The organism is Nocardioides panaciterrulae, from assembly GCF_013409645.1.
In the GTDB taxonomy this organism is placed as follows: Bacteria; Actinomycetota; Actinomycetes; order Propionibacteriales; family Nocardioidaceae; genus Nocardioides; species Nocardioides panaciterrulae.
On the sequence record NZ_JACCBG010000001.1, the window covers coordinates 390,922 to 409,966 of the forward strand.

Genomic DNA, 19,045 nt, shown 5'->3' on the forward strand with positions numbered 1-19,045 from the left:
TCAGCGAACCTCGGTGACATCGACGAGGAGCTGAGGAGCCCACACCATGTACGACTACACGACCCCCTTCCTGAAGTCCGAGCTCGCCTACCGCACCGACCGGCTCCGCTCCGGGCGGGTGGTGCGCCGCCGCCGCGGCCGCCTCACGCGCGGACGCCGGGGACAGGACGGGACCGAGCGCTGACCCCCGCCGCGACGCCGAGACCGACGAACCGGAATTGACGAAACGGTGATGAATCAGGTGGACACCCACGAGATCATGGACGGCGTGGCGACGCACACCAGCCGGATCCTGGTCGGACGAGACGCCGAGCTCGCGGAGATCGCTTCGCTGCTCGGCGTCCGTCCGGTTGCCGGCCAGGTAGCCGGCCACGGTCCGGACCGGGAGCGCACCGCCGTGCTGCTGAGCGGCGACGCCGGCGTCGGCAAGACCCGGCTGCTCACCGAGCTCCGTGACCTGGCGTTCACCGAGGGCTGGCAGGTCGTCGCCGGCCACTGCCTCGACTTCGGTGACAGCGCACTGCCCTACCTGCCCTTCTCCGAGATCCTCGGCCGGCTGGTCACCGACCTGCCGGACGTCGTCGCGCAGGTCGCCGCCGCGCACCCCTCGCTGACCCGGCTGCAGCCGGGCCGCCGGGTCCTCGGCGCCCCCGACAGCGTCACCGGCAGGGTCACCGGCAGCATCACCGGCAGCATCACCGGCAGCGTCACCGGCACGGGCTCCTCGGCCCTGGACCGGGCCGACCTGTTCGAGGCCGTGCACGCGCTGCTGGAGGCCACCGCCGCCGTCGCGCCGGTCCTGGTCGTCGTCGAGGACACCCACTGGGCCGACCAGTCCACCCGCGACCTGCTCAGCTTCCTCTTCTCCCGCCCGTTCACCGGTCCGGTCGGTCTGGTCGCGTCGTACCGCTCCGACGACCTGCACCGCCGCCACCCGCTGCGCCGGCAGGTGGCCGAGTGGGCCCGGATCCGCGGCGTGGAGCGGGTCCAGCTCGGGCCGCTGCCGGCGCCCGCGGTGCGCACGCTGATCGCCGAGCTCCGGCCCGACGACGGGACGGGTGCCGCGATGGGCGAGGACGAGATCGCCGACATCGTCGACCGCGCCGAGGGCAACGCCTTCTTCGTCGAGGAGCTGGTCGGGGCCGCCTGCGGCCCGGGCAGCTGGCTGCCCGACGACCTCGCCGACGTGCTGCTGGTCCGGCTCGACCGGCTCGACGACACCGCGCGCCAGGTGGTGCGGGTGGCCAGCGTCGCCGGCCGGAAGGTCCCCCACGACATGCTGGCCGCCACCTCGAGCCTGTCCGCGGCCGAGCTCGACGAGGGCCTGCGTCGTGCGGTCGAGACGAACGTCCTGGTCGCCGGGCAGGGCCACTACGCCTTCCGGCACGCGCTGCTCGGCGAGGCGGTGTACGACGACCTGCTGCCCGGCGAGCGGGTCCGCCTGCACGCGGCGTACGTGACCGCCCTCTGCGAGGGCACGGCACGCGGCACCGCGGCCGAGCTGGCCCGGCACGCCCGGCTCGCCCACGACCTGCGGACCGCGCTCAACGCCTCGGTGCGCGCCGGTGACGAGGCCGGCGCCGTCGGCGGTCCGGACGAGGCCGCCCAGCACTACGAGCAGGCCCTGGAGTTGCTCGCCGACCCGCGACACGGCCTCGAGCTCGAGGAGGACCTGTCCAAGCTGGTCGCCCGTGCCGCGGACGCGCTGCTGGCCAGCGGTCAGCCGATCCGGGCGGCGGCGCTGGTCGCCGAGCAGCTCGCCCGGCTGCCCGAGGACGTACCGGCGCCGCAGCGCGCGCGGATGCTCTCCGCGCGCGCGACCGCGCTGGTCCTCACCGAGACCGACGAGGACCCGGTGGCGATCTCGCAGGAGGCCGTCGACCTCGCCCCCGAGGGTGCCAGCGGCCTGCGGGCCAAGGTGCTGGCGATGCATGCGCGGATCCTCTCGGCGCGCGGCCGGTTCGAGGAGGCGCAGGCCTATGGCCTGGAGGCACTCGGCCTCGCCGAGCGGCTCGACCTGCCCGAGCTCGCGTCCGAGGCGATCACCACCCTGAGCGGGCTGAAGAAGGCCGGGCCCAAGGAGGCGTTGCGTGCCGCGCTCGAGGACGCCGTCACCCGCGCGGTCGGCTCGGGCGCGTTGCACGCCGAGCTGCGTGGCCGCTTCCTGCTCGGCCGCAACTACGAGGACTGGGCGGAGTTCGACCGGGCCGCGAGCTGGTTCGCCAGCTCGGTGGCCCGGGCCACCGAGGCCGGGGTGCCGTGGGCGCCGTACGGCTTCGAGTCCCGCTGGCAGCTGGCGTGGATCCACCTCACCCGCGGGGACTGGGACCAGCTCGCGGACCTCTGCGACCTCACCGGGGTGAACCCACCCTCGATCCCGCGGGCGATGCTGGACAGCGTGCGCCTGGTCGCGGCGACCGGTCGCGGCGAGGACGTGGCGGCCGAGGCGCACGCGCTGCGCCGGTTCTGGCGCAAGGAGGGCGGGATCGCCATCCACTCCAGCGTCGTCGAGATGCTCCAGGCGGGGCGGCGCGACGATCCGGCGGCGGCGCTGAAGGTGTACGACGACGTGGTCGGCGTGCTGGGCCAGATCTGGCAGGAGTGGTTCAGCGCCCGGATCCGGCTCGCGGCCGTCGCGACCGGGGTCGTCGCCGACAGCCTGCCCCGGGTGCCGGCGGCCGAGCGGGCGGCCTACCTGGCCCGCGTGGATCGGCTGCACGCCGACGGCCAGGTGGTGCTCGAGCGCTACCACGACCCCTCGGGGGTCTGGGGCCCCGAGGGCCGCGCGTGGGTCCAGCGCCTGGACGCCGAGCGGCTGCGCGCCCGGTGGGTCGGCGGGGTCGAGGTGCCGCCGGACGACCTGGTCGCGGCCTGGCGGGAGGCCGAGCGGCTGTTCGTCGACTTCGGCGACGTGCACGAGCTCGCCCGGGTCCGGGTCGCGCTGGCCGCCGTGCTGCGGGCCTGCGGCGACCCGGCCGGCGCCCGGGTCGCCGCCGACCTGGCCCGCGAGACCGCGCACCGGCTCGGGGCCCGGCCGATCCTCGACCAGCTGCTCGCGCTGGGCAGCACCCCGGTGCGCGGCGACGCGGCGCCCGCCGCGCTGACCGCCCGCGAGCGGGAGATCCTGGCGCTGGTCGCCGAGGGCCGCTCGAACGGCGAGATCGGCCGGCAGCTGTTCATCAGCGCCAAGACCGTGTCCGTGCACGTGTCCAACATCCTCGGCAAGCTCGGCGCCGCGGGGCGCACCGAGGCCGCGGCGATCGCCCGGCGACGAGGGCTCCTCGGCTGAGCCCGGCCCGGGAGGTGACCCGGGGTGGCCCGGGGGTGGCCCGGGGGCGGCGCCCGGTGAGACGAACGGCGGGTCCGGTCGATCAGCCGCGCAGCCGGACCGGCAGCGAGTCCACGCCGAAGACGATCGAGAGCGGCCGGTGGGCCACCTCGTCGGTCGGCACGCCGAGCGCGAGGTCGGGGAACCGGCGGGCCAGCGCGGGGAAGGCGATGCGCAGCTCGAGCCGGGCGAGCTCGGCCCCCACGCAGCGGTGGAACCCGTGGCCGAAGGCCAGGTGCGAGGCGGGCGCACGGTGCGGGTCGTAGCCGCCGCCGTCGGCCGTGGCCCGGTTGGCGGCGGCCAGGTGGCAGATGACGACGTCGCCGGCCGCCAGCCGTCGGCCGCCGACCTCGGTGCCCCGGCGGACGAACCGGGGGAAGGCGATCTGCACGGGGGAGAGCACCCGAAGCAGCTCCTCGACGGTGCGGTCCGCCGCCTCCGGCGAGGTCGCCAGGGCCCGGTAGTCGTCGGGGTGCTCGAGCAGCACCAGCGTGCCCAGCGACAGCATGCTGGCGCTGGTCTCCAGCCCGCCGGTGAAGACCCCGTCCGCGAGCCCGGCGAGGTCGAGGTCGCTGATCGCGTCGCCCTGGTCGCGGATGATGTCGCCGATCAGGCCGTCCCCCGGGCGGTCCCGCTGCCGCCGGGTGACCTCCATCAGGAACCGGCGCGACTCCGAGACGGCGCCGAAGACGTTGGTGCCGCCGCCGCTGACGTCGAACCGCTTGGCGCTGAGCGTCCGGAACGTCTCCCGGTCGTCGTCGGGCAGCCCGAGCAGCTCGCAGATGACCGCGAACGGGACCGGGAACGCGAGGTCGCGCACCACGTCGGCCCCGGCGCCGCGCTCCTCGAGGACGTCGAGCTGGCGTGCCACCACCTGCTCGATGAAGGGCCGCAGCCGCTCGAGCTTGCGCATCGTGAACTGCGGCGTCAGCAGCCGGCGGAGCCGCGTGTGGTCCGGCGGGTCGGTGAAGCCGAGGCCCCCGATCTGCTGGTCGTCGGAGCCGGAGCCGCCCACGAACGGCCGGATGTCGTTGCTGAACTCGGTGGCGTCGGCGAGCACCGCCCGCGCCTCGGCCGGCCCGGTGACCAGCCAGACCTTGAGCCCCAGGAACGAGGCGAGCAGGTGCACGGGCTCGCGGTCGCGCAGCTCCTCGAGCCGGGGCAGGGGGTCCACGCCGGTGCGCTGCAGCGGCCAGGCGAGCCGGGCCGGGACCCGGTCCAGGCTGCTCAGGTCGACGGCACGACGTCCGGACAGCGCCAGCAACCGCCGCCGGGCGTGCCCGGCCAGGGTGCTCGTGACGCGCCCCATCTGCCTGTGCCTCCCCCGGAAAGCTGGTTCTCCTGACACCCCGAGCCTAGGCGGTGCTGCGGCGTTGCGTGGACTCGCCGCGCGGGGAGCGCTCCGGACCGGGTGCGGGCTGCTCCTCGTGCGGGTGCGGATCGAGCCTGGCGATCCACACCAGCCCGGCGACCATGCCGGTGGCGGAGGCGATCTGCACGGCGAGGGCCTGCGGTCCCTGGACCGGCGCCTCCCCGAAGACGAACCAGCCGATCACCATCGCCACGAGCACGTTGACCACGTTGAGCACCGGCATCGAGGCCGCGAGGTGGGAGGCGTGGAACGCGCGTTGGTTGGTGGTCACGGCGGTGAACCCCGCGACCAGCAGCACCCAGGGGAGCCAGCTGGCCAGGGTCGACCACAGCCCGGCCGTGGTCAGCTCATGCGCGAGCAGCTTGATCAGGCCCGCCATCAGACCGAAGACCACGCCGGCGCCGGCCCCGAGCAGGCCGGAGCGCCGGACGGGGTGGCCCTGCCGGGAGGCCAGCAGCATCAGCGCGGCGAACACCAGCGCGGCCGTCACGACGCTGAGCAGCGCCCGGCTCGTCGACGGGTCGACGACGCCCGGGGAGAGCTGGGTGGCGGCCAGGAAGCAGCCCAGGCTGGCCACGGTGAGCAGCACCGCGAGGAGCTCCGCGCGCGGCGGCAGGCGGCGGCTCATCGCCGCGCGCACCGGCACGGCGAGCACCACGCCCACGAGCATCAGCGGCTGCACCAGCGCCAGTGATCCCAGGTGCAGCGCGAGCGCGTGCAGCCCGAACGACACCAGGCCCAGCGTGGACGCGGCGAGCCACAGCGGCGTCCTCAGCAGCCGCAGCACGAGACCGACCGCGCCGGTCGCGGCCGGCACGCCACTGGCGGCGCGGTGCTGCAGCGAGGTGGACACCGCGAACCCGCTGGCGGCCCCCAGCGCGACGACCGAGGCGTTCAACGCGGCCCCGTGGGGCGGGAGGTCGGGCCTGGGGCCAGGGACGCCTGCCCACCGTCGTGGTCATCGACGACCAGGTTGGTCGGCACGCTCATGGTGGGCCTTTCCCGGTCGGCGGCTGGCACCGATCCTAGCCGCGGGAGCGCGCCGTCCGGGACCGGAGCGCGGCGTACGCAGCTGTCCCGGGCGCGGAGCGCCCGCCGGCTTGACATACCCGTAGTATGCACGGATGGCCAGCCTGGAGCAGGACGTGGACGCCCTGACCGAGCAGCGCTTCCGCCGGATGAGCTTCACCGGTGACGACGGGCTGCCCCCGGTCGACACCGCCGGGCTGCCGCCCGGCCCGCGCTGGCCGGTGCTGCTGCAGAGCGCCGGCATGCTGCGCTTCCGGCACCGGTTCCACCCCTGGCTGCACCGTCGGTACGGCGACGTCTTCACCGTGCGGCTGGTCCCCGGCGGCCGGCCGCTGGTGCTCTTCACCCGGCCCGAGCACGCCCGCGAGATCTTCGCCGGCGACCCCGAGACCTTCCTCGCCGGCAAGGGCAACGCGATCCTCGGGCCGATCATGGGGGAGCACTCCCTGCTGCTGCAGGACGGCGACGAGCACAAGCGCGCCCGCCGGCTGCTGATGCCGGCCTTCAACGGACACGCGCTGCGCGGCTACGAGTCGCTGGTGACCGAGCTCGCCCGCGAGGAGGTCGGCCGGTGGACCCCCGGCGCCACGTTCCGCGCGCTGGACCGGATGAACGCGCTCACGCTCGAGGTGATCCTGCGGGTGGTCTTCGGCGTCACCGACGAGCGGCGCCTCGCCCGGCTGCGACCCCGCGTGAACGCGACCGTCGAGATCAGCCCCGCGGTGCTGCTCGGCTGGGGCTACCCCTGGCTGCAGCGGTTCGGGCCGTGGCGGCGCACCGTGGACAACCAGCACGAGCTGGACCGGCTCATCCACGCCGAGATCCGGGAGCGCCGCCGGGCCCCGGACCTGGCCGAGCGCACCGACGTGCTCTCGCGGCTCATCCTGGTCCGCGACGGCGAGGACGGCTCGGACTCGCTCGACGACACCGAGCTGCGCGACCAGCTGGTCACGCTGCTGCTCGCCGGGCACGAGACCACCGCGACCGCGCTCGCCTGGTCGCTCCACGAGCTGGGCCGGGACCCGGCCCTGCTGGCCCGTTCCCGGGAGGCGGCCCGCAGCGGCGACCCCGCCGGCCTCGCCTGGCTGGAGGCCGTGGTCAAGGAGTCGCTGCGGCTGCACCCGGTGATCCCGATGGTGGTGCGCACGCTGCGGCGGCCGGCCACGATCGGGGGCTGGCACCTGCCCGCCGGGACCACGGTCGGGCCGTCGATCATCGTCGGCCACGCCCGCGCCGACAACCACCCCGACCCCGAGGCGTTCCGTCCGGAGCGGTTCCTCGGCCAGAACCCGCCGGCGAACAGCTGGATCCCGTTCGGCGGCGGGGTGCGCCGCTGCCTCGGCGCGGGCTTCTCGCTCATGGAGGGCGTCGCGGTGCTGCGCGAGGTGCTCGCCGCCTACGACGTCGCCGCGGTCGGCGAGGACCACCCCCGGGTCCGCAACATCACCAGCGTGCCCCGGCACGGCGCCCGGATCCGCGTGTCACGCTGATCCCATGGCGCTGCGCGTGATCGGGGCCGGGTTGCCCCGGACCGGCACGGAGTCGCTGCGGTTCGCGCTGGAGCGGCTCCTCGGTGGCCGGTGCGCGCACATGCGCACCCTCCCCGGGCACCCGTTCGACTGTGGCCCCGGCTGGCGGCTCGCCCTCGAGGGCGGGACCCCGGACTGGGACGCGCTGCTCGAGGGGTACGTCGCGGGCGTGGACTGGCCGGTCGGACTGTTCTGGCGCGAGCTCGCCGGGCACTGGCCCGACGCGCTCGTCGTGCTCTCCGGGCGGGACTCGACCGAGGAGTGGCTCGAGAGCCTGTTCACCACCGTGGTCCCGGCGGCCCGCGCCGGCGTCGCGCCGGAGCGGGTGGGCGGCCACGACCTGCAGCTGATGATGCGGCGGTTCGCCGGCACGGTGGACTGGGACGACCGGGCGGTGCTGGGCGCGGCGTACGACCGCTGGATGGCCGAGGTGCGGGCCACCGCTCCCGCGGGACGGCTGGTGGAGTGGCCGACCGGCGCGGGCTGGGAGCCGCTCTGCGACGCCCTGGACCTCCCGGTCCCCGACGAGCCGTTCCCCTGGACCAACCGGCGGCAGGACTGGCGGGCCTGACCGGGCTGCCCGCCCGGGAACAGCCCGGGAATCAGTCCGGGAAATCGGGATGCGCTCCGGTTCGGCCGCTGCGACGATTGCTCCTCGTGAACGGCGCATGACCTGGCGCGAACGGCTGCGCGCCGTGCGCATGGACGTGACCCCGCTGCGCGGGTCGCGTGACTTCCGGCTGCTCTTCGCCGCCGGCACGGTGTTCTACCTCGGCGGGATGATGACCTACGTCGCCATCCCCTACCAGGTCTACACGCTGACGGGGTCCAACTTCGCGGTCGGCGCGATCGGCCTGGTCGAGCTGGTGCCGCTGGTGGTCTTCGGGCTGTACGGCGGGGCGCTGGCCGACCACGTCGACCGGCGCCGGCTGCTGATCTGGACCGGCGTCGCCCAGGCCGCGTTCACCGCGGTGCTGGCGGTCAACGCGTTCCTCGACCACCCGAGTGTGCCGTTGATCTTCCTGGTCTCGGCGCTGCTGGCCTCGTCCTCCTCGCTGCAGCGGCCCTCCCGCGAGGCGCTGATGCCCCGGACCGTGCGGCACGACCAGATCGCCGCGGCCAACGCGCTGACCAGCCTCGGCATGCAGGTCGGGGTGCTGGTCGGGCCGGCGGTCGGCGGCCTGCTGGTCGCGTACGTCGGCACCGGCTGGTGCTTCGTGGCCGACATCGGCGGGCTGGTGGTCGCGAGCCTGCTCTACGTCGCGATGCGGCCCTACCCGCACCGGGAGGAGACCACGCCGCCGAGCCTGGCCGGGATCGGCCAGGGGCTGCGCTACGCGTTCTCCCGCCGCGACCTGCTCGGCACCTACCTGGTCGACATCGCCGCGATGCTGCTGGCGCTGCCGGTGGTGCTGTTCCCCGCCCTGGCCCAGGAGGTCTTCGGGCGGCCCCAGCTGCTCGGCCTGCTCTACTCCGCCGAGACCGTGGGTGCGCTGCTGGCCACGGCGCTGAGCGGGTGGACCTCCCGGGTGCACCACCACGGCCGGGCGATCGTGCTCGCCGCGGCGGCGTACGGCGCCTGCGTCGCGGCCGCGGGCGTGATGCCGGGCCTGTGGCTGGTCGCGGCGTTCCTCATGCTCTCGGGCGCGGCCGACATGGTCTCGGGGGTCTTCCGCGGGACCGTGTGGAACCAGACCATCCCCGAGGGGATGCGGGGCCGGCTGGCCGGCATCGAGATGCTGTCCTACTCGCTGGGCCCGCTGGGCGGGCAGGTCCGCGCCGGCGCGACCGCCGACCTGTGGACGGTCCGCGGCTCGATCGCCAGCGGCGGCCTGGCCTGCGTGGCCGGGGTGGGCCTGACGGCGCTCGCGCTGCGCGACTTCTGGTCCTACGACGCCCGCACCGACGTGCACGCGGTGGCCGAGCGGGCCGCCCGGCAGCGCGCGGGCGAGGGCACCGAACCTGCGACCTGACCCGCCGACGGGGTCGGCGGGTCAGGTCGCAGACCCTCAGCGCAGGTGGGTGAGCGCCCACATGCCCATCAGGGCGTGCGGCATGCCGTCCTCGTCGCTGGGCCACCAGCACATCTCGAGGTACTTGCCGCGCGGCAGGTGGTAGCGCCACAGCACCGTGTGTCCCGGGCCGACCACGAGCGTGCCCGCCATGGCCTTCAACGCCCAGTCCGGCTGGCCCTGGGCACCCTCGTCGAAGTACTTCTTGACCATGTGGCGGGTCGTCGAGGCCTTGACCCGGCCGAGGTCGACGAAGTGCGGTTCGTCGGTGCGGTTCGTGGTGCGCATCCAACCCGTGTGCCGGCGCACCCCCGGGTTGCCGAACCGGTCCTCGCGCACGAGGTTCACCCGGCCGGTGGCGTGCGGCAGCGAGCGCAGCTGCCGGTCCCCGGCGACCCGCATCCGGGTCAGGGTGCCCTTGTCGAGGTTCGCGATCAGGTAGTGGCCGCGGTGCAGGTAGGTCGCGAACGACGCGGTGCGGTGCTTGTAGACCTGCGACCCGCCGTAGAACTCGACGTGCTTGTCGATGCTGCGCACCGCCTGGACGTCGCCGTTGAAGAGCGTGCTGAAGTCCTTGCGCAGCTCGGCCACCGTGTAGCCGTGGTGCAGGCGCATGACCTCGACGGTGCCGCCCCCGCCGGCGCTGCGGATGTTGACGATCGTGTTGCCGGGTCGGAAGTTGCTCCGGGACCGGGTCAGTCCGTCCTTGGTGACCCGGACGTTGACCACCACGGGCGGCAGCCGCCGGGCGGTCGTGTGGGCCGCGGCGGCCCGGTGGGCCGTCGACCCGCTCGCGCTGGCGGTGCCGAAGGTGGTGGCCGCGAGCGAGGTGGCGAGGGTGGCAGCGGCGAGCACCGCCGTGCCGCGTGATCTGAAGCTGGCTCTCATGGTGGGTTCCCTCCGTTGTCCGGGGCCGAGTGGGCCCCGGGGGAGTCGAGCAGCACCGCGGCGGGCTTCGCCACCGAATCGCCCGGATATCCCCCTCACGGTGGATACGGATCATCCGGGAGGACGACCCACCCGCCCCGGGTGGGAACCGTTGACGCCGTCCCTGACAATGGTGGGACAAGCGTCCGGCGCAACGAGGGGGCACAGCCACGTGGATGACGGAGACGGCCGTCCGGTCCTGACCGGTCTGCTCGCGCTCGTGGGCGTCGCGCTGGCGGTCGGGCTGGTCCTCGGGCTCGTCGCGGTGGCCGGCGCCCGGATCGTCGGGATCGGCGGCGCGGTCGACGCCCAGAGCACCCCCGAGCACTCGATGTACCTGCCCTCGCCGTCGAAGACCGCCGCGCCGTCGGGGCCGTTGATCACGCTCGCGCCCGGCGAGACCCAGGCGCCGTCCTCGTCCTCGTCCTCGGCCTCGGCCGCCCCCTCGGAGAAGCCGTCCCGTACCCGGAAGTCGAAGCCGGAGATCTCGCTGTCGGCCGGGGCCACCTCGGTGGCGCCGATGCAGCAGATCGACCTGACCGGCGTCTACCCGGGCGGCGAGGGCGCGATCCTGCAGGTCCAGCGGTTCACCAACGGCGCCTGGCAGGACTTCCCGGTGACGGTCTCGGTCAGCAACCAGACGTTCTCGACCTACGTCCAGACCAGCCAGACCGGCCAGAACCGGTTCCGCGTCGTCGACACCGACAGCGGCCGGGCGTCCAACCCGGTGCGGGTCCAGATCGGCTGATCGCGCCGCGCAGCGCTGCGCCGGGCCGCTCAGGCTGCGCTGCGCACCGGCTCGCGGTCCTCGGCCTCGACCTGTCCGACCGCGGGGGTGGCGCGGCGGCGCAGCATCGCGTGCACGGCCGGCTGGCCGGCCAGCACGCCGCCGAGCACCAGCACCATGCCCAGCGCCTGGGCCCAGCCGAACAGCTCGCCGGCGAGCACCACGCCGAGCAGCGTGCCGACGACCGGGTTGACCAGGCCGATCAGCGAGACCACCCCGGCGGGCATGCCGCGCAGGCCGGTGAACCAGCAGTAGTAGGCCAGGCCGGTCCCGATGACCGAGAGCCACACGAACCCGCCGATCGCCGGGAGGTCCAGCGCCGGCGGCGCGCCCTCGACCAGCAGGGCGACGGGGACCAGCAGCAGCCCGCCGACCACCAGCTGCCAGGAGACCAGGGTCAGGCTGTCCACGGGCACCGGCCAGCGCTTGACCAGCACGTAGCCGAGCGCGGAGACCAGCACCGATCCGAAGGCGCCGGCCAGCCCGATCGCGTCGATGTGGCCGGGTGAGCGCAGCACCAGCAGCCCGACGCCGAGCGCGCCGACCAGGGCCGCGCCGACCCGGGCCCAGCCGGGTCGCTCCCCGAGGCCGGGCCAGGCCAGGCCCATCGTGACCAGTGGGGCGGTCGCCTGCAGGGTGGCCGCCAGGCCGCCGGGCAGGTGGTAGGCGGCGAGGAAGATCAGCGGGAAGAACATCCCGATGTTGAGCACGCCCAGGACCAGCGCCTTCCACCACCAGCTGCCGCGTGGGAGCCGCCGGCGGGTCGCCAGGATCACCAGGCCGATCGGCAGCGCCCGGACCGCGGCGGCGAACAGCGGGCGGTCGGGCGGCAGGTACGCCTCGGTCACGTAGTACGTCGAGCCCCAGGCGATGGGGGCGACGACCGTGACGAGCGCCAGGCGTGCCTGATTTGTTTCCATGGAAGACATAATAGTTTCTGCGGAAGGTATATTCCGGCTATGACGAGCGATCTCGATCACGTCGGCAGGGTGATGGCGCAGTGGCGCGAGGCGCGTCCCGACCTCGACGTCTCGCCGCAGGGGGTGATCGGCCGGTTGCACCGGCTCGCGATGCGGCTCACCGAGGAGCTGGCGGTGGTCTACGCCCGCTACGGCCTGGGCGAGGGGGAGTTCGACGTGCTCGCCACGCTGCGCCGCGCCGGCGCGCCGTACGAGCTGACGCCCTCGGCGCTGGCCGCCTCGACGATGGTCTCCTCCGGCGCCGTCACCAAGCGGGTGGACCGCTGCCTGCAGCAGGGCTGGGTGACCCGGCGGCACAGCGACCGGGACGCCCGGGGGAGGGTGGTCGCGCTGACCGACGCCGGGCGCGAGCTCATCGACCGGGCCTTCGAGGCGCACATGGCCAACGAGCACCGGCTGGTCGCGGGCCTCAGCGAGCGGCAGCGGACCCAGCTCGCCCACCTGCTGGAGGTGTGGGGGCGCTCGGTCGACGCCTAGGAGGTCTCGTCACCCCGCCGCTGGTTCCTCGCGGCGGCTGCTCGACCACCGAGAGCCGATGGTTCTCGGTGGTCGAGCAGCGAACGCCGGCGAGCGTGTCGAGACCTCAGCTCGGGACGTAGTCGAAAGTGTCCGGGTTCGGGCCGGTGCGGCCGTCCTCGCCACGGTCGAGGGCGCTGATCTGCTCGACCTGGTCGTGGGTGAGGGAGAAGTCGAAGATCTCGAAGTTCTCCCGCATCCGGTCCTGGCTCATCGACTTCGGGAAGACGATGTCGCCGCGCTCGACGTGCCAGCGCAGCGTGACCTGCGCGGCGGACTTGCCGTACTCGGCGCCGATCTTGTTGATGAGCTCGTCGTCGAGGACCTTGCCCTGCGCGATCGGGGACCACGCCTCGACCTCGACGCCGTGGCGGATCGAGGCGGCGCGGGCCGCCTCGTTGGTGAAGTAGGGGTGCACCTCGATCTGGTTCACCGCGGGGACCACTCCGCTCTCGGAGACGATCCGGTCGAGGTGGGCCGGCTGGAAGTTCGAGACGCCGATCGAGGTGGCGCGGCCGTCCTCGACGAACTCGGCCAGGGTCTTCCAGGTGGAGACGAAGTCGCCGTCGTACAGCGTCGGGAGCGGCCAGTGGATCAGGAACAGGTCGATGCGGTCCAGGCCGAGCTTGGTGAGCGTCTCGTCGAAGGCCCGGCGCGCGGCGTCCGGCTCGTGGAACCCGTTGTTGAGCTTGCTGGTGATGTACAGCTCGTCGCGGCCGAGACCGGAGGACCTGATGGCCTCCCCGACGCCCGCCTCGTTCTGGTACATCTCCGCGGTGTCGATGTGGCGGTAGCCCACCTCGAACGCCTTGCTCACGGTCTCGGCGGTCTCCTCCGGCGGGACCTGGAAGACGCCGAAGCCGAGCTGCGGGATGGACGTGCCGTTGTTCAGGGTGATCGTGGAAACGGTCATGGTTGGCATGACAAGCAGGCGGCGGCGGATATTCCGGCTCGCGAGGGTGTTTGCGGCGGCCCCGCCCAAACTGTGAACCTTCGCACGTGGAGCTCGCTGAGTTCACGATGCCCGGCCCCGCGCGACGCCGCCAGCGCCGCCGACCTCGCCCGGCTGTCCACGACCGTCCAGTGGCCGTCGCTGACGGACCCACGCGGACCAAGCGGATGGACCTGATCACCGACGCCGCCGAGGGGTTCTACGCCGGCTTCGCCCACAAGCCGATGAGCGGCTTCCGGATCTACCCCGGCGCCACCGACTGAGCCCTCGGCCGGAAGTCGGCCGCCGCGGCGGGAACAAGGCCGCCGTACTCACCGTTGGACCCACTGAGCAAAGTTCAGTGAGCAAAGTTGAGTTGAATCGGCTCAACTTGTTTGCCAGACTCACCGCACCCGGCGCAGGATGGCGTCACACAGACCTGAACCAGGCCCCGGACCCGTCCGGGGTTTCGACAAGCGGAGGTAACAACCCATGGCACGTGCGGTCGGCATCGACCTCGGCACGACGAACAGCGTCGTCGCCGTCCTCGAGGGTGGCGAACCCACCGTCATCGCGAATGCAGAGGGCGCTCGTACCACCCCCTCGGTGGTGGCGTTCGCCAAGTCCGGGGAGGTGCTGGTCGGCGAGGTCGCCAAGCGCCAGGCCGTGACCAACGTCGAGCGCACCATCCGCTCGGTGAAGCGTCACATGGGCACCGACTGGACCCAGCAGATCGACGACAAGAGCTTCACCCCGCAGCAGATCAGCGCGTTCGTGCTGCAGAAGCTCAAGCGGGACGCCGAGGCCTACCTCGGTGAGCCCGTCACCGACGCGGTGATCACGGTCCCGGCGTACTTCTCCGACGCCCAGCGCCAGGCCACCAAGGAGGCGGGCGAGATCGCCGGCCTCAACGTCTCGCGCATCGTCAACGAGCCGACCGCGGCCGCGCTGGCCTACGGCCTCGACAAGGGCGACGACCAGACCATCCTGGTCTTCGACCTCGGCGGCGGCACCTTCGACGTGTCCCTGCTGGAGATCGGCGAGGGCGTGGTCGAGGTCAAGGCCACCTCGGGCGACAACCACCTCGGTGGTGACGACTGGGACTCCCGGGTCGTCGACTGGATGATCAAGCGGTTCAAGGACAACAACGGCGTCGACCTCGGTGCCGACAAGATCGCCAAGCAGCGCCTCCAGGAGGCCGCGGAGAAGGCGAAGATCGAGCTGTCCTCCTCCAGCGAGACCACGATCCACCTGCCCTACATCACCCACGGCGAGTCCGGCCCGCTGCACTTCGAGGAGAAGCTGACCCGCAGCGAGTTCCAGCGGCTCACCTCCGACCTGCTCGACCGCACCAAGGGCCCGTTCCAGAGCGTGCTCAAGGACGGGGGCGTCGCGGTCAAGGACATCGACCACGTCGTGCTCGTCGGCGGCTCGACCCGGATGCCCGCGGTGACCGAGGTCGTCAAGGAGCTGCTCGGCGGCAAGGAGCCCAACAAGGGCGTCAACCCCGACGAGGTCGTGGCCGTCGGTGCCGCGCTGCAGGCCGGCGTCCTCAAGGGCGAGGTCAAGGACGTGCTGCTGCTCGACGTCACCCCGCTCTCGCTGGGCATCGAGACCAAGGGCGGCGTGATGACCACGCTGATCGAGCGCAACACCACGATCCCGACCAAGCGCTCGGAGATCTTCACCACCGCCGACGACAACCAGCCGTCGGTCGAGATCAAGGTCGCCCAGGGCGAGCGCCAGATGTGGGCGCAGAACCAGCCGCTGGGCAACTTCGAGCTGACCGGCCTGCCGCCGGCGCCGCGTGGCGTGCCGAAGATCGAGGTCACCTTCGACATCGACGCCAACGGCATCGTGCACGTCACCGCCAAGGACCAGGCCTCCGGCAAGGAGCAGTCCATGACGATCTCCGGCGGCTCGGCGCTCGGCAAGGACGAGATCGACCGGATGGTCCGCGAGGCCGAGCAGTACGCCGAGGAGGACGCCAAGCGTCGCGAGGCCGTCGAGGTCCGCAACCAGGCCGAGTCGCTGGTCTACACGACCGAGAAGTTCCTCGACGAGAACGGCGAGAAGCTCCCCGACGACGTGAAGACCGAGGTCCGCACCGACGTCGACGCGCTCAAGGCGACGCTGGAGAACGCCGACTCCTCGGCCGAGGAGATCCAGGCCGGCGTGACCAAGCTCGGTGAGTCCAGCCAGAAGATGGGCGCGGCGATGTACGCCGCGGCCGAGGCGGAGTCGGCCGCCGCCGGCGGCGCCACCGGCGCCACGGGCGAGGCCGACGAGGACGTCGTGGACGCCGAGATCGTCGACGAGGACACGACCCACACCGCGGAGGGTGACAGCAAGTGACCGACTTCCGACCCGAGTCGGACGTCGCCCCGGAGGGGGAGCCGCGGCGCGACGCCGCGGCTCCCCCCGAGGGGTCCGCGCCCGACCAGTCCGCGCCCGACCTGTCCGTGCCCGAGGCCGAGGGGCCCGCGGAGACCGGCGAGGACGCCGGAGCGGGCGACGAGGAGCTCGAGGACGACCTCACGCGCGCCAAGCGCGACCTGGCCGGCCTCACCTCGGACCTGCAGCGGCTGCAGGCGGAGTACCTCAACTACAAGCGCCGCGTCGAACGGGACCGGGAGCTGGTGCGCGAGAACGCGACGTACGCCGCGCTGGTGCCGATCGTCGAGGTGCTCGACACCATCGACCGGGCCCGTGAGCACGGCGACCTCGACCCCGGCTTCCAGACCGTCGCCGACCAGCTCGAGCGGGTGGTGGCCAAGCAGGGCCTGGCCCGGTTCGGCGAGCCGGGCGACCCGTTCGACCCGAGCCTGCACGAGGCGCTCTCGCACGTCGGGCAGGATCCCGAGGTTTCGGTCACCACGTGCAAGCTGATCGCGAAGGCCGGCTACCGGATCGGCGACCGCGTGGTGCGGGCCGCCCAGGTGCTCGTGGTCGACCCGGCCGACGAGCAGCAGTAACGATCGACGACGACGGAGAGGGGGTGCGCGGATGAGTGCCACCGACGGGATGCGGGCCGACTGGGCCCAGAAGGACTTCTACGCCGAGCTCGGCGTGAAGAAGGACGCGACGGCCGTCGAGATCAAGAAGGCCTACCGCAAGCTGGCGCGCGCCAACCACCCCGACTCCCACCCCGGCGAGTCGGCCGAGGCCCGGGCCAAGCACGAGAAGTTCAAGAAGGTCGCCGAGGCCTACGACGTCGTCGGTGACCCGGAGAAGCGCAAGAAGTACGACGAGATGCGCGAGCTCTACGCCGGCGGCGGGTTCCGGGGCGGCTTCCCCGGGGGCTTCGGCGGCGGTGCCGGCGGTGCTGGCGCCGGGGGGTTCGACCTCAACGACCTGCTGCGCGACCGGGCCGCCGGGGGCGCGGGCGGCGGCTTCGGCGACATGTTCGGCGACCTGTTCGGCGGTGGCCGGCAGCGCCCGCAGCAGCGTCGCCCGCGCAAGGGCGCGGACGTGGAGTCCGGGGCCACGATCAGCTTCACCGACGCGCTCGAGGGCGTCACGATCTCGCTGCGGCTGACCTCCGACGCGCCCTGCCCGGACTGCAACGGCACCGGGGGCAAGCCCGGCACCAAGCCGCACGTGTGCCCGGAGTGCGAGGGCGCGGGGTTCGTGGTCGCCTCCGTCGGCGGTGCGTTCTCGATGAACGAGACCTGCCCCGCCTGCGGCGGCCGCCAGCTGGTCTACGACGAGCCGTGCCCGACCTGCCACGGCAGCGGCCGCGGCCTGTCGGCCCGGACCATCCAGGCGCGCATCCCGGCCGGGGTCAAGGACGGGCAGCGGATCCGGCTGCGCGGCAAGGGCGCGGCCGGCGAGAGCGGCGGCCCGGCGGGCGACCTGTTCGTCACCGTCAAGGTCTCCCCGCACCGGCTCTTCGGCCGCAAGGACGACAACCTCACCCTCGAGGTGCCGGTGTCCTTCGACGAGCTCGCCCTCGGCGCCGAGATCAAGATCCCCACGCTGGGCGGCGCCCCGGTCACGCTGAAGGTCCCCGCCGGCACGCCCAACGGCCGGACCTTCCGGGTCCGCGGCAGGGGCGCGGCCCGGTCCGACGGCACCCGCGGCGACCTGCTGGCCACCGTCGAGGTCCAGGTCCCGGCCGTGCTCGACACCGAGGCGCGGGAGGCCGTCGAGGCCTACCGGGCCGCCACCTCGAGCCGGCCGCTGCGCGCCAACCTGTTCAAGGACGCGTGATGCCCACCCGGCGGGAGTTCCGGGCGCCTACACCGGACGTGGCGGTCTACGTGATCAGCGTGGCCGCCGAGCTGACCGGCCTCCACCCGCAGACCCTGCGCACCTACGAGCGGCTCGGCCTGATCACGCCCGGGCGCACCGGGGGCGGTGGCCGCCGCTACTCCCACCGCGACATCGAGCTGCTGCGGGAGATCGCCGAGCTCAGTGCCGCTGGTATCGGCCTCGAGGGCGTGCGCCGGATCCTCGAGCTGCAGGACCGCGTCGCCGCCCTGGCCCAGCGCAACGAGGAGCTGGTCGCCGAGCTCGACGCGACCCGCGAGGCGCTGCGCCAGGCGAGCCTGGTCCGCCGCGGCAATGGCCGGTCCGAGGTGGCCGCCGTCGCGGTCAACAAGCTGCCCGTGCTGCGCCAGCCCGGCCCCGGCCAGTCGCTGGTGGTCTGGCGCCGCAACGGTCGCTAGCCCGGCCCGGCGCCGTACGCCGAGTCGGCGCTGCTTGACGCCGTAGACCGTCAACGATCGCCGACTCGGCGTCTCCCCGCCGTCAACGAGCGCCGACTCGACGTCTCCCCGCCGTCAACGAGCGCCGACTCGGCGTCCCCGGCCGTCAACGAGCGCCGACTCGGCGTGGCCCTGGCCGTCAACGAGCGCCGACTCGGCGTCTCCCCGGCCGTCAACGAGCGCCGACTCGGCGTGGGGCACCGGCTCAGCCGAGCGCGCTGCGCATCCGGTCCAGGCGCCCGGCCATCTGCGCGGCGTACGCCCGGGCCATCGGACCGCTGCCGTTGTAGTCGTGCGCCGCGCCGGTCCAGCTGCCGGCCGCGGCGTGCAGCTGCGCGAGGTGGCGGAACCCGACCAGCATGTTCGGGTAGGGCCGCCACGCGCCGCCCAGCCGGTCGGCCCGGTCCTGGAACGTGGGCCAGGTCAGCTGCATCGGACCCACCCCCTGCACCTCGCCGGTGCGGTGCCGCGCCCGCTTGTAGGCGCGGTACTTCGACCGGGTCACCTCGCCGGCCCCCGCGAAGACCGTGGGGTCGTGCCCGAAGACGTTGCGACCCCCTCCGGTCTCCTGCTGCAGGAACGCGCAGCCGACGTACAGGGGGATGTCCGCCGCGCGCGCGGCCCGCCGGGCCGTGCCCGCCATCGTGCAGCCGGCCCGCCGGGCCGCCTCGACCTGCGGCGGCTCCCCGGTCGAGCGCGCCCGGCCGCGCGGGCGGTCGGTCTGTGGGGGGTTCGACCCGGGACCGGCCCCGGGGTGGACGGCCGCCGCCGAGGGACCGGTCGCCTCGGCGGGGGCGGCGGGGCCGAGGGCGGGGACGAGGAACTGGAGGAGCGTCAGGACGGCGTACAGCAGCGGCACCACCGTGCGGGCGCGTCTGAGCGGCGGGGGGACAGCAGGCATGGAGGTCTTCCTCGGAGGGGAACG

Annotated in this window: 18 protein-coding genes; 12 read left to right on the forward strand and 6 right to left on the reverse strand. The window is 73.6% G+C overall.

Annotated elements, in window-relative coordinates:
• Positions 1–46 precede the first annotated feature (46 nt).
• A complete protein-coding gene (locus BJZ21_RS01845; RefSeq protein WP_179662202.1) occupies positions 47–184 on the forward strand; it encodes a hypothetical protein in 138 nt (45 codons plus the stop codon).
• A gap of 48 nt (positions 185–232) precedes the next feature.
• A complete protein-coding gene (locus BJZ21_RS21310) occupies positions 233–3,289 on the forward strand; it encodes a helix-turn-helix transcriptional regulator (protein WP_179662203.1) in 3,057 nt (1,018 codons plus the stop codon).
• A gap of 82 nt (positions 3,290–3,371) precedes the next feature.
• Here BJZ21_RS21310 and BJZ21_RS01855 read toward each other — a convergent pair whose 3' ends face one another.
• Positions 3,372–4,637, reverse strand: a complete 1,266-nt coding sequence (locus BJZ21_RS01855) for a cytochrome P450 (protein WP_179662204.1) — start codon at positions 4,635–4,637, stop codon at positions 3,372–3,374.
• A 46-nt stretch (positions 4,638–4,683) separates the two neighbouring features.
• On the reverse strand, positions 4,684–5,598 hold the full coding sequence (locus BJZ21_RS01860) for a DMT family transporter (RefSeq protein ID WP_179662205.1): 915 nt from the start codon (positions 5,596–5,598) through the stop codon (positions 4,684–4,686).
• Positions 5,599–5,824: 226 nt separating this feature from the next.
• On the opposite strand from BJZ21_RS01860, the gene BJZ21_RS01865 reads away from it, so the two are divergent.
• From BJZ21_RS01865 to BJZ21_RS01875, 3 genes are all read left to right on the forward strand, one after another.
• Positions 5,825–7,219, forward strand: a complete 1,395-nt coding sequence (locus tag BJZ21_RS01865) for a cytochrome P450 (protein ID WP_179662206.1) — start codon at positions 5,825–5,827, stop codon at positions 7,217–7,219.
• A 4-nt stretch (positions 7,220–7,223) separates the two neighbouring features.
• Positions 7,224–7,829 carry a sulfotransferase family protein gene (locus BJZ21_RS01870; protein WP_179662207.1) on the forward strand — a complete coding sequence of 202 codons (606 nt, stop codon included), beginning with the start codon at positions 7,224–7,226 and terminating at the stop codon, positions 7,827–7,829.
• A gap of 97 nt (positions 7,830–7,926) precedes the next feature.
• On the forward strand, positions 7,927–9,231 hold the full coding sequence (locus BJZ21_RS01875; protein ID WP_179662208.1) for an MFS transporter: 1,305 nt from the start codon (positions 7,927–7,929) through the stop codon (positions 9,229–9,231).
• 36 nt (positions 9,232–9,267) lie between these two features.
• Here the strand turns inward: BJZ21_RS01875 and BJZ21_RS01880 are convergent, their stop codons facing one another.
• Positions 9,268–10,158, reverse strand: a complete 891-nt coding sequence (locus tag BJZ21_RS01880; RefSeq protein WP_179662209.1) for a hypothetical protein — start codon at positions 10,156–10,158, stop codon at positions 9,268–9,270.
• 211 nt (positions 10,159–10,369) lie between these two features.
• Between BJZ21_RS01880 and BJZ21_RS01885 the strand changes: the two genes are divergently transcribed.
• Positions 10,370–10,945: a hypothetical protein gene (locus tag BJZ21_RS01885; protein ID WP_179662210.1), complete on the forward strand. Its 576-nt coding sequence runs from the start codon at positions 10,370–10,372 to the stop codon at positions 10,943–10,945.
• Between the two features lie 29 nt (positions 10,946–10,974).
• Here the strand turns inward: BJZ21_RS01885 and BJZ21_RS01890 are convergent, their stop codons facing one another.
• On the reverse strand, positions 10,975–11,904 hold the full coding sequence (locus BJZ21_RS01890) for an EamA family transporter (RefSeq protein ID WP_179662211.1): 930 nt from the start codon (positions 11,902–11,904) through the stop codon (positions 10,975–10,977).
• Between the two features lie 39 nt (positions 11,905–11,943).
• Between BJZ21_RS01890 and BJZ21_RS01895 the strand changes: the two genes are divergently transcribed.
• Positions 11,944–12,441, forward strand: a complete 498-nt coding sequence (locus tag BJZ21_RS01895; RefSeq protein WP_179662212.1) for a MarR family winged helix-turn-helix transcriptional regulator — start codon at positions 11,944–11,946, stop codon at positions 12,439–12,441.
• 106 nt (positions 12,442–12,547) lie between these two features.
• Here BJZ21_RS01895 and BJZ21_RS01900 read toward each other — a convergent pair whose 3' ends face one another.
• Positions 12,548–13,393: an aldo/keto reductase gene (locus BJZ21_RS01900; RefSeq protein WP_179662213.1), complete on the reverse strand. Its 846-nt coding sequence runs from the start codon at positions 13,391–13,393 to the stop codon at positions 12,548–12,550.
• 170 nt (positions 13,394–13,563) lie between these two features.
• On the opposite strand from BJZ21_RS01900, the gene BJZ21_RS21315 reads away from it, so the two are divergent.
• From BJZ21_RS21315 to BJZ21_RS01920, 5 genes are all read left to right on the forward strand, one after another.
• Positions 13,564–13,695 carry a hypothetical protein gene (locus BJZ21_RS21315; RefSeq protein ID WP_281380811.1) on the forward strand — a complete coding sequence of 44 codons (132 nt, stop codon included), beginning with the start codon at positions 13,564–13,566 and terminating at the stop codon, positions 13,693–13,695.
• A 208-nt stretch (positions 13,696–13,903) separates the two neighbouring features.
• Positions 13,904–15,766 (forward strand): molecular chaperone DnaK, encoded by a 1,863-nt coding sequence (gene dnaK, locus BJZ21_RS01905; RefSeq protein ID WP_179662214.1) that lies wholly within the window; start codon positions 13,904–13,906, stop codon positions 15,764–15,766.
• Positions 15,763–16,386 carry a nucleotide exchange factor GrpE gene (grpE, locus tag BJZ21_RS01910; RefSeq protein ID WP_179662215.1) on the forward strand — a complete coding sequence of 208 codons (624 nt, stop codon included), beginning with the start codon at positions 15,763–15,765 and terminating at the stop codon, positions 16,384–16,386. Before dnaK ends, grpE begins: the two co-directional genes overlap by 4 nt.
• Positions 16,387–16,417: 31 nt before the next feature.
• Positions 16,418–17,623: a DnaJ C-terminal domain-containing protein gene (locus BJZ21_RS01915; RefSeq protein ID WP_179662216.1), complete on the forward strand. Its 1,206-nt coding sequence runs from the start codon at positions 16,418–16,420 to the stop codon at positions 17,621–17,623.
• Positions 17,623–18,081, forward strand: a complete 459-nt coding sequence (locus BJZ21_RS01920; protein WP_179662217.1) for a heat shock protein transcriptional repressor HspR — start codon at positions 17,623–17,625, stop codon at positions 18,079–18,081. The genes BJZ21_RS01915 and BJZ21_RS01920 overlap by 1 nt, the downstream gene beginning before the upstream one ends.
• Positions 18,082–18,325: 244 nt before the next feature.
• On the opposite strand, the gene BJZ21_RS01925 is transcribed toward BJZ21_RS01920, so the two are convergent.
• On the reverse strand, positions 18,326–19,021 hold the full coding sequence (locus BJZ21_RS01925; RefSeq protein ID WP_179662218.1) for a hypothetical protein: 696 nt from the start codon (positions 19,019–19,021) through the stop codon (positions 18,326–18,328).
• Between the last annotated feature and the right edge of the window lie 24 nt (positions 19,022–19,045).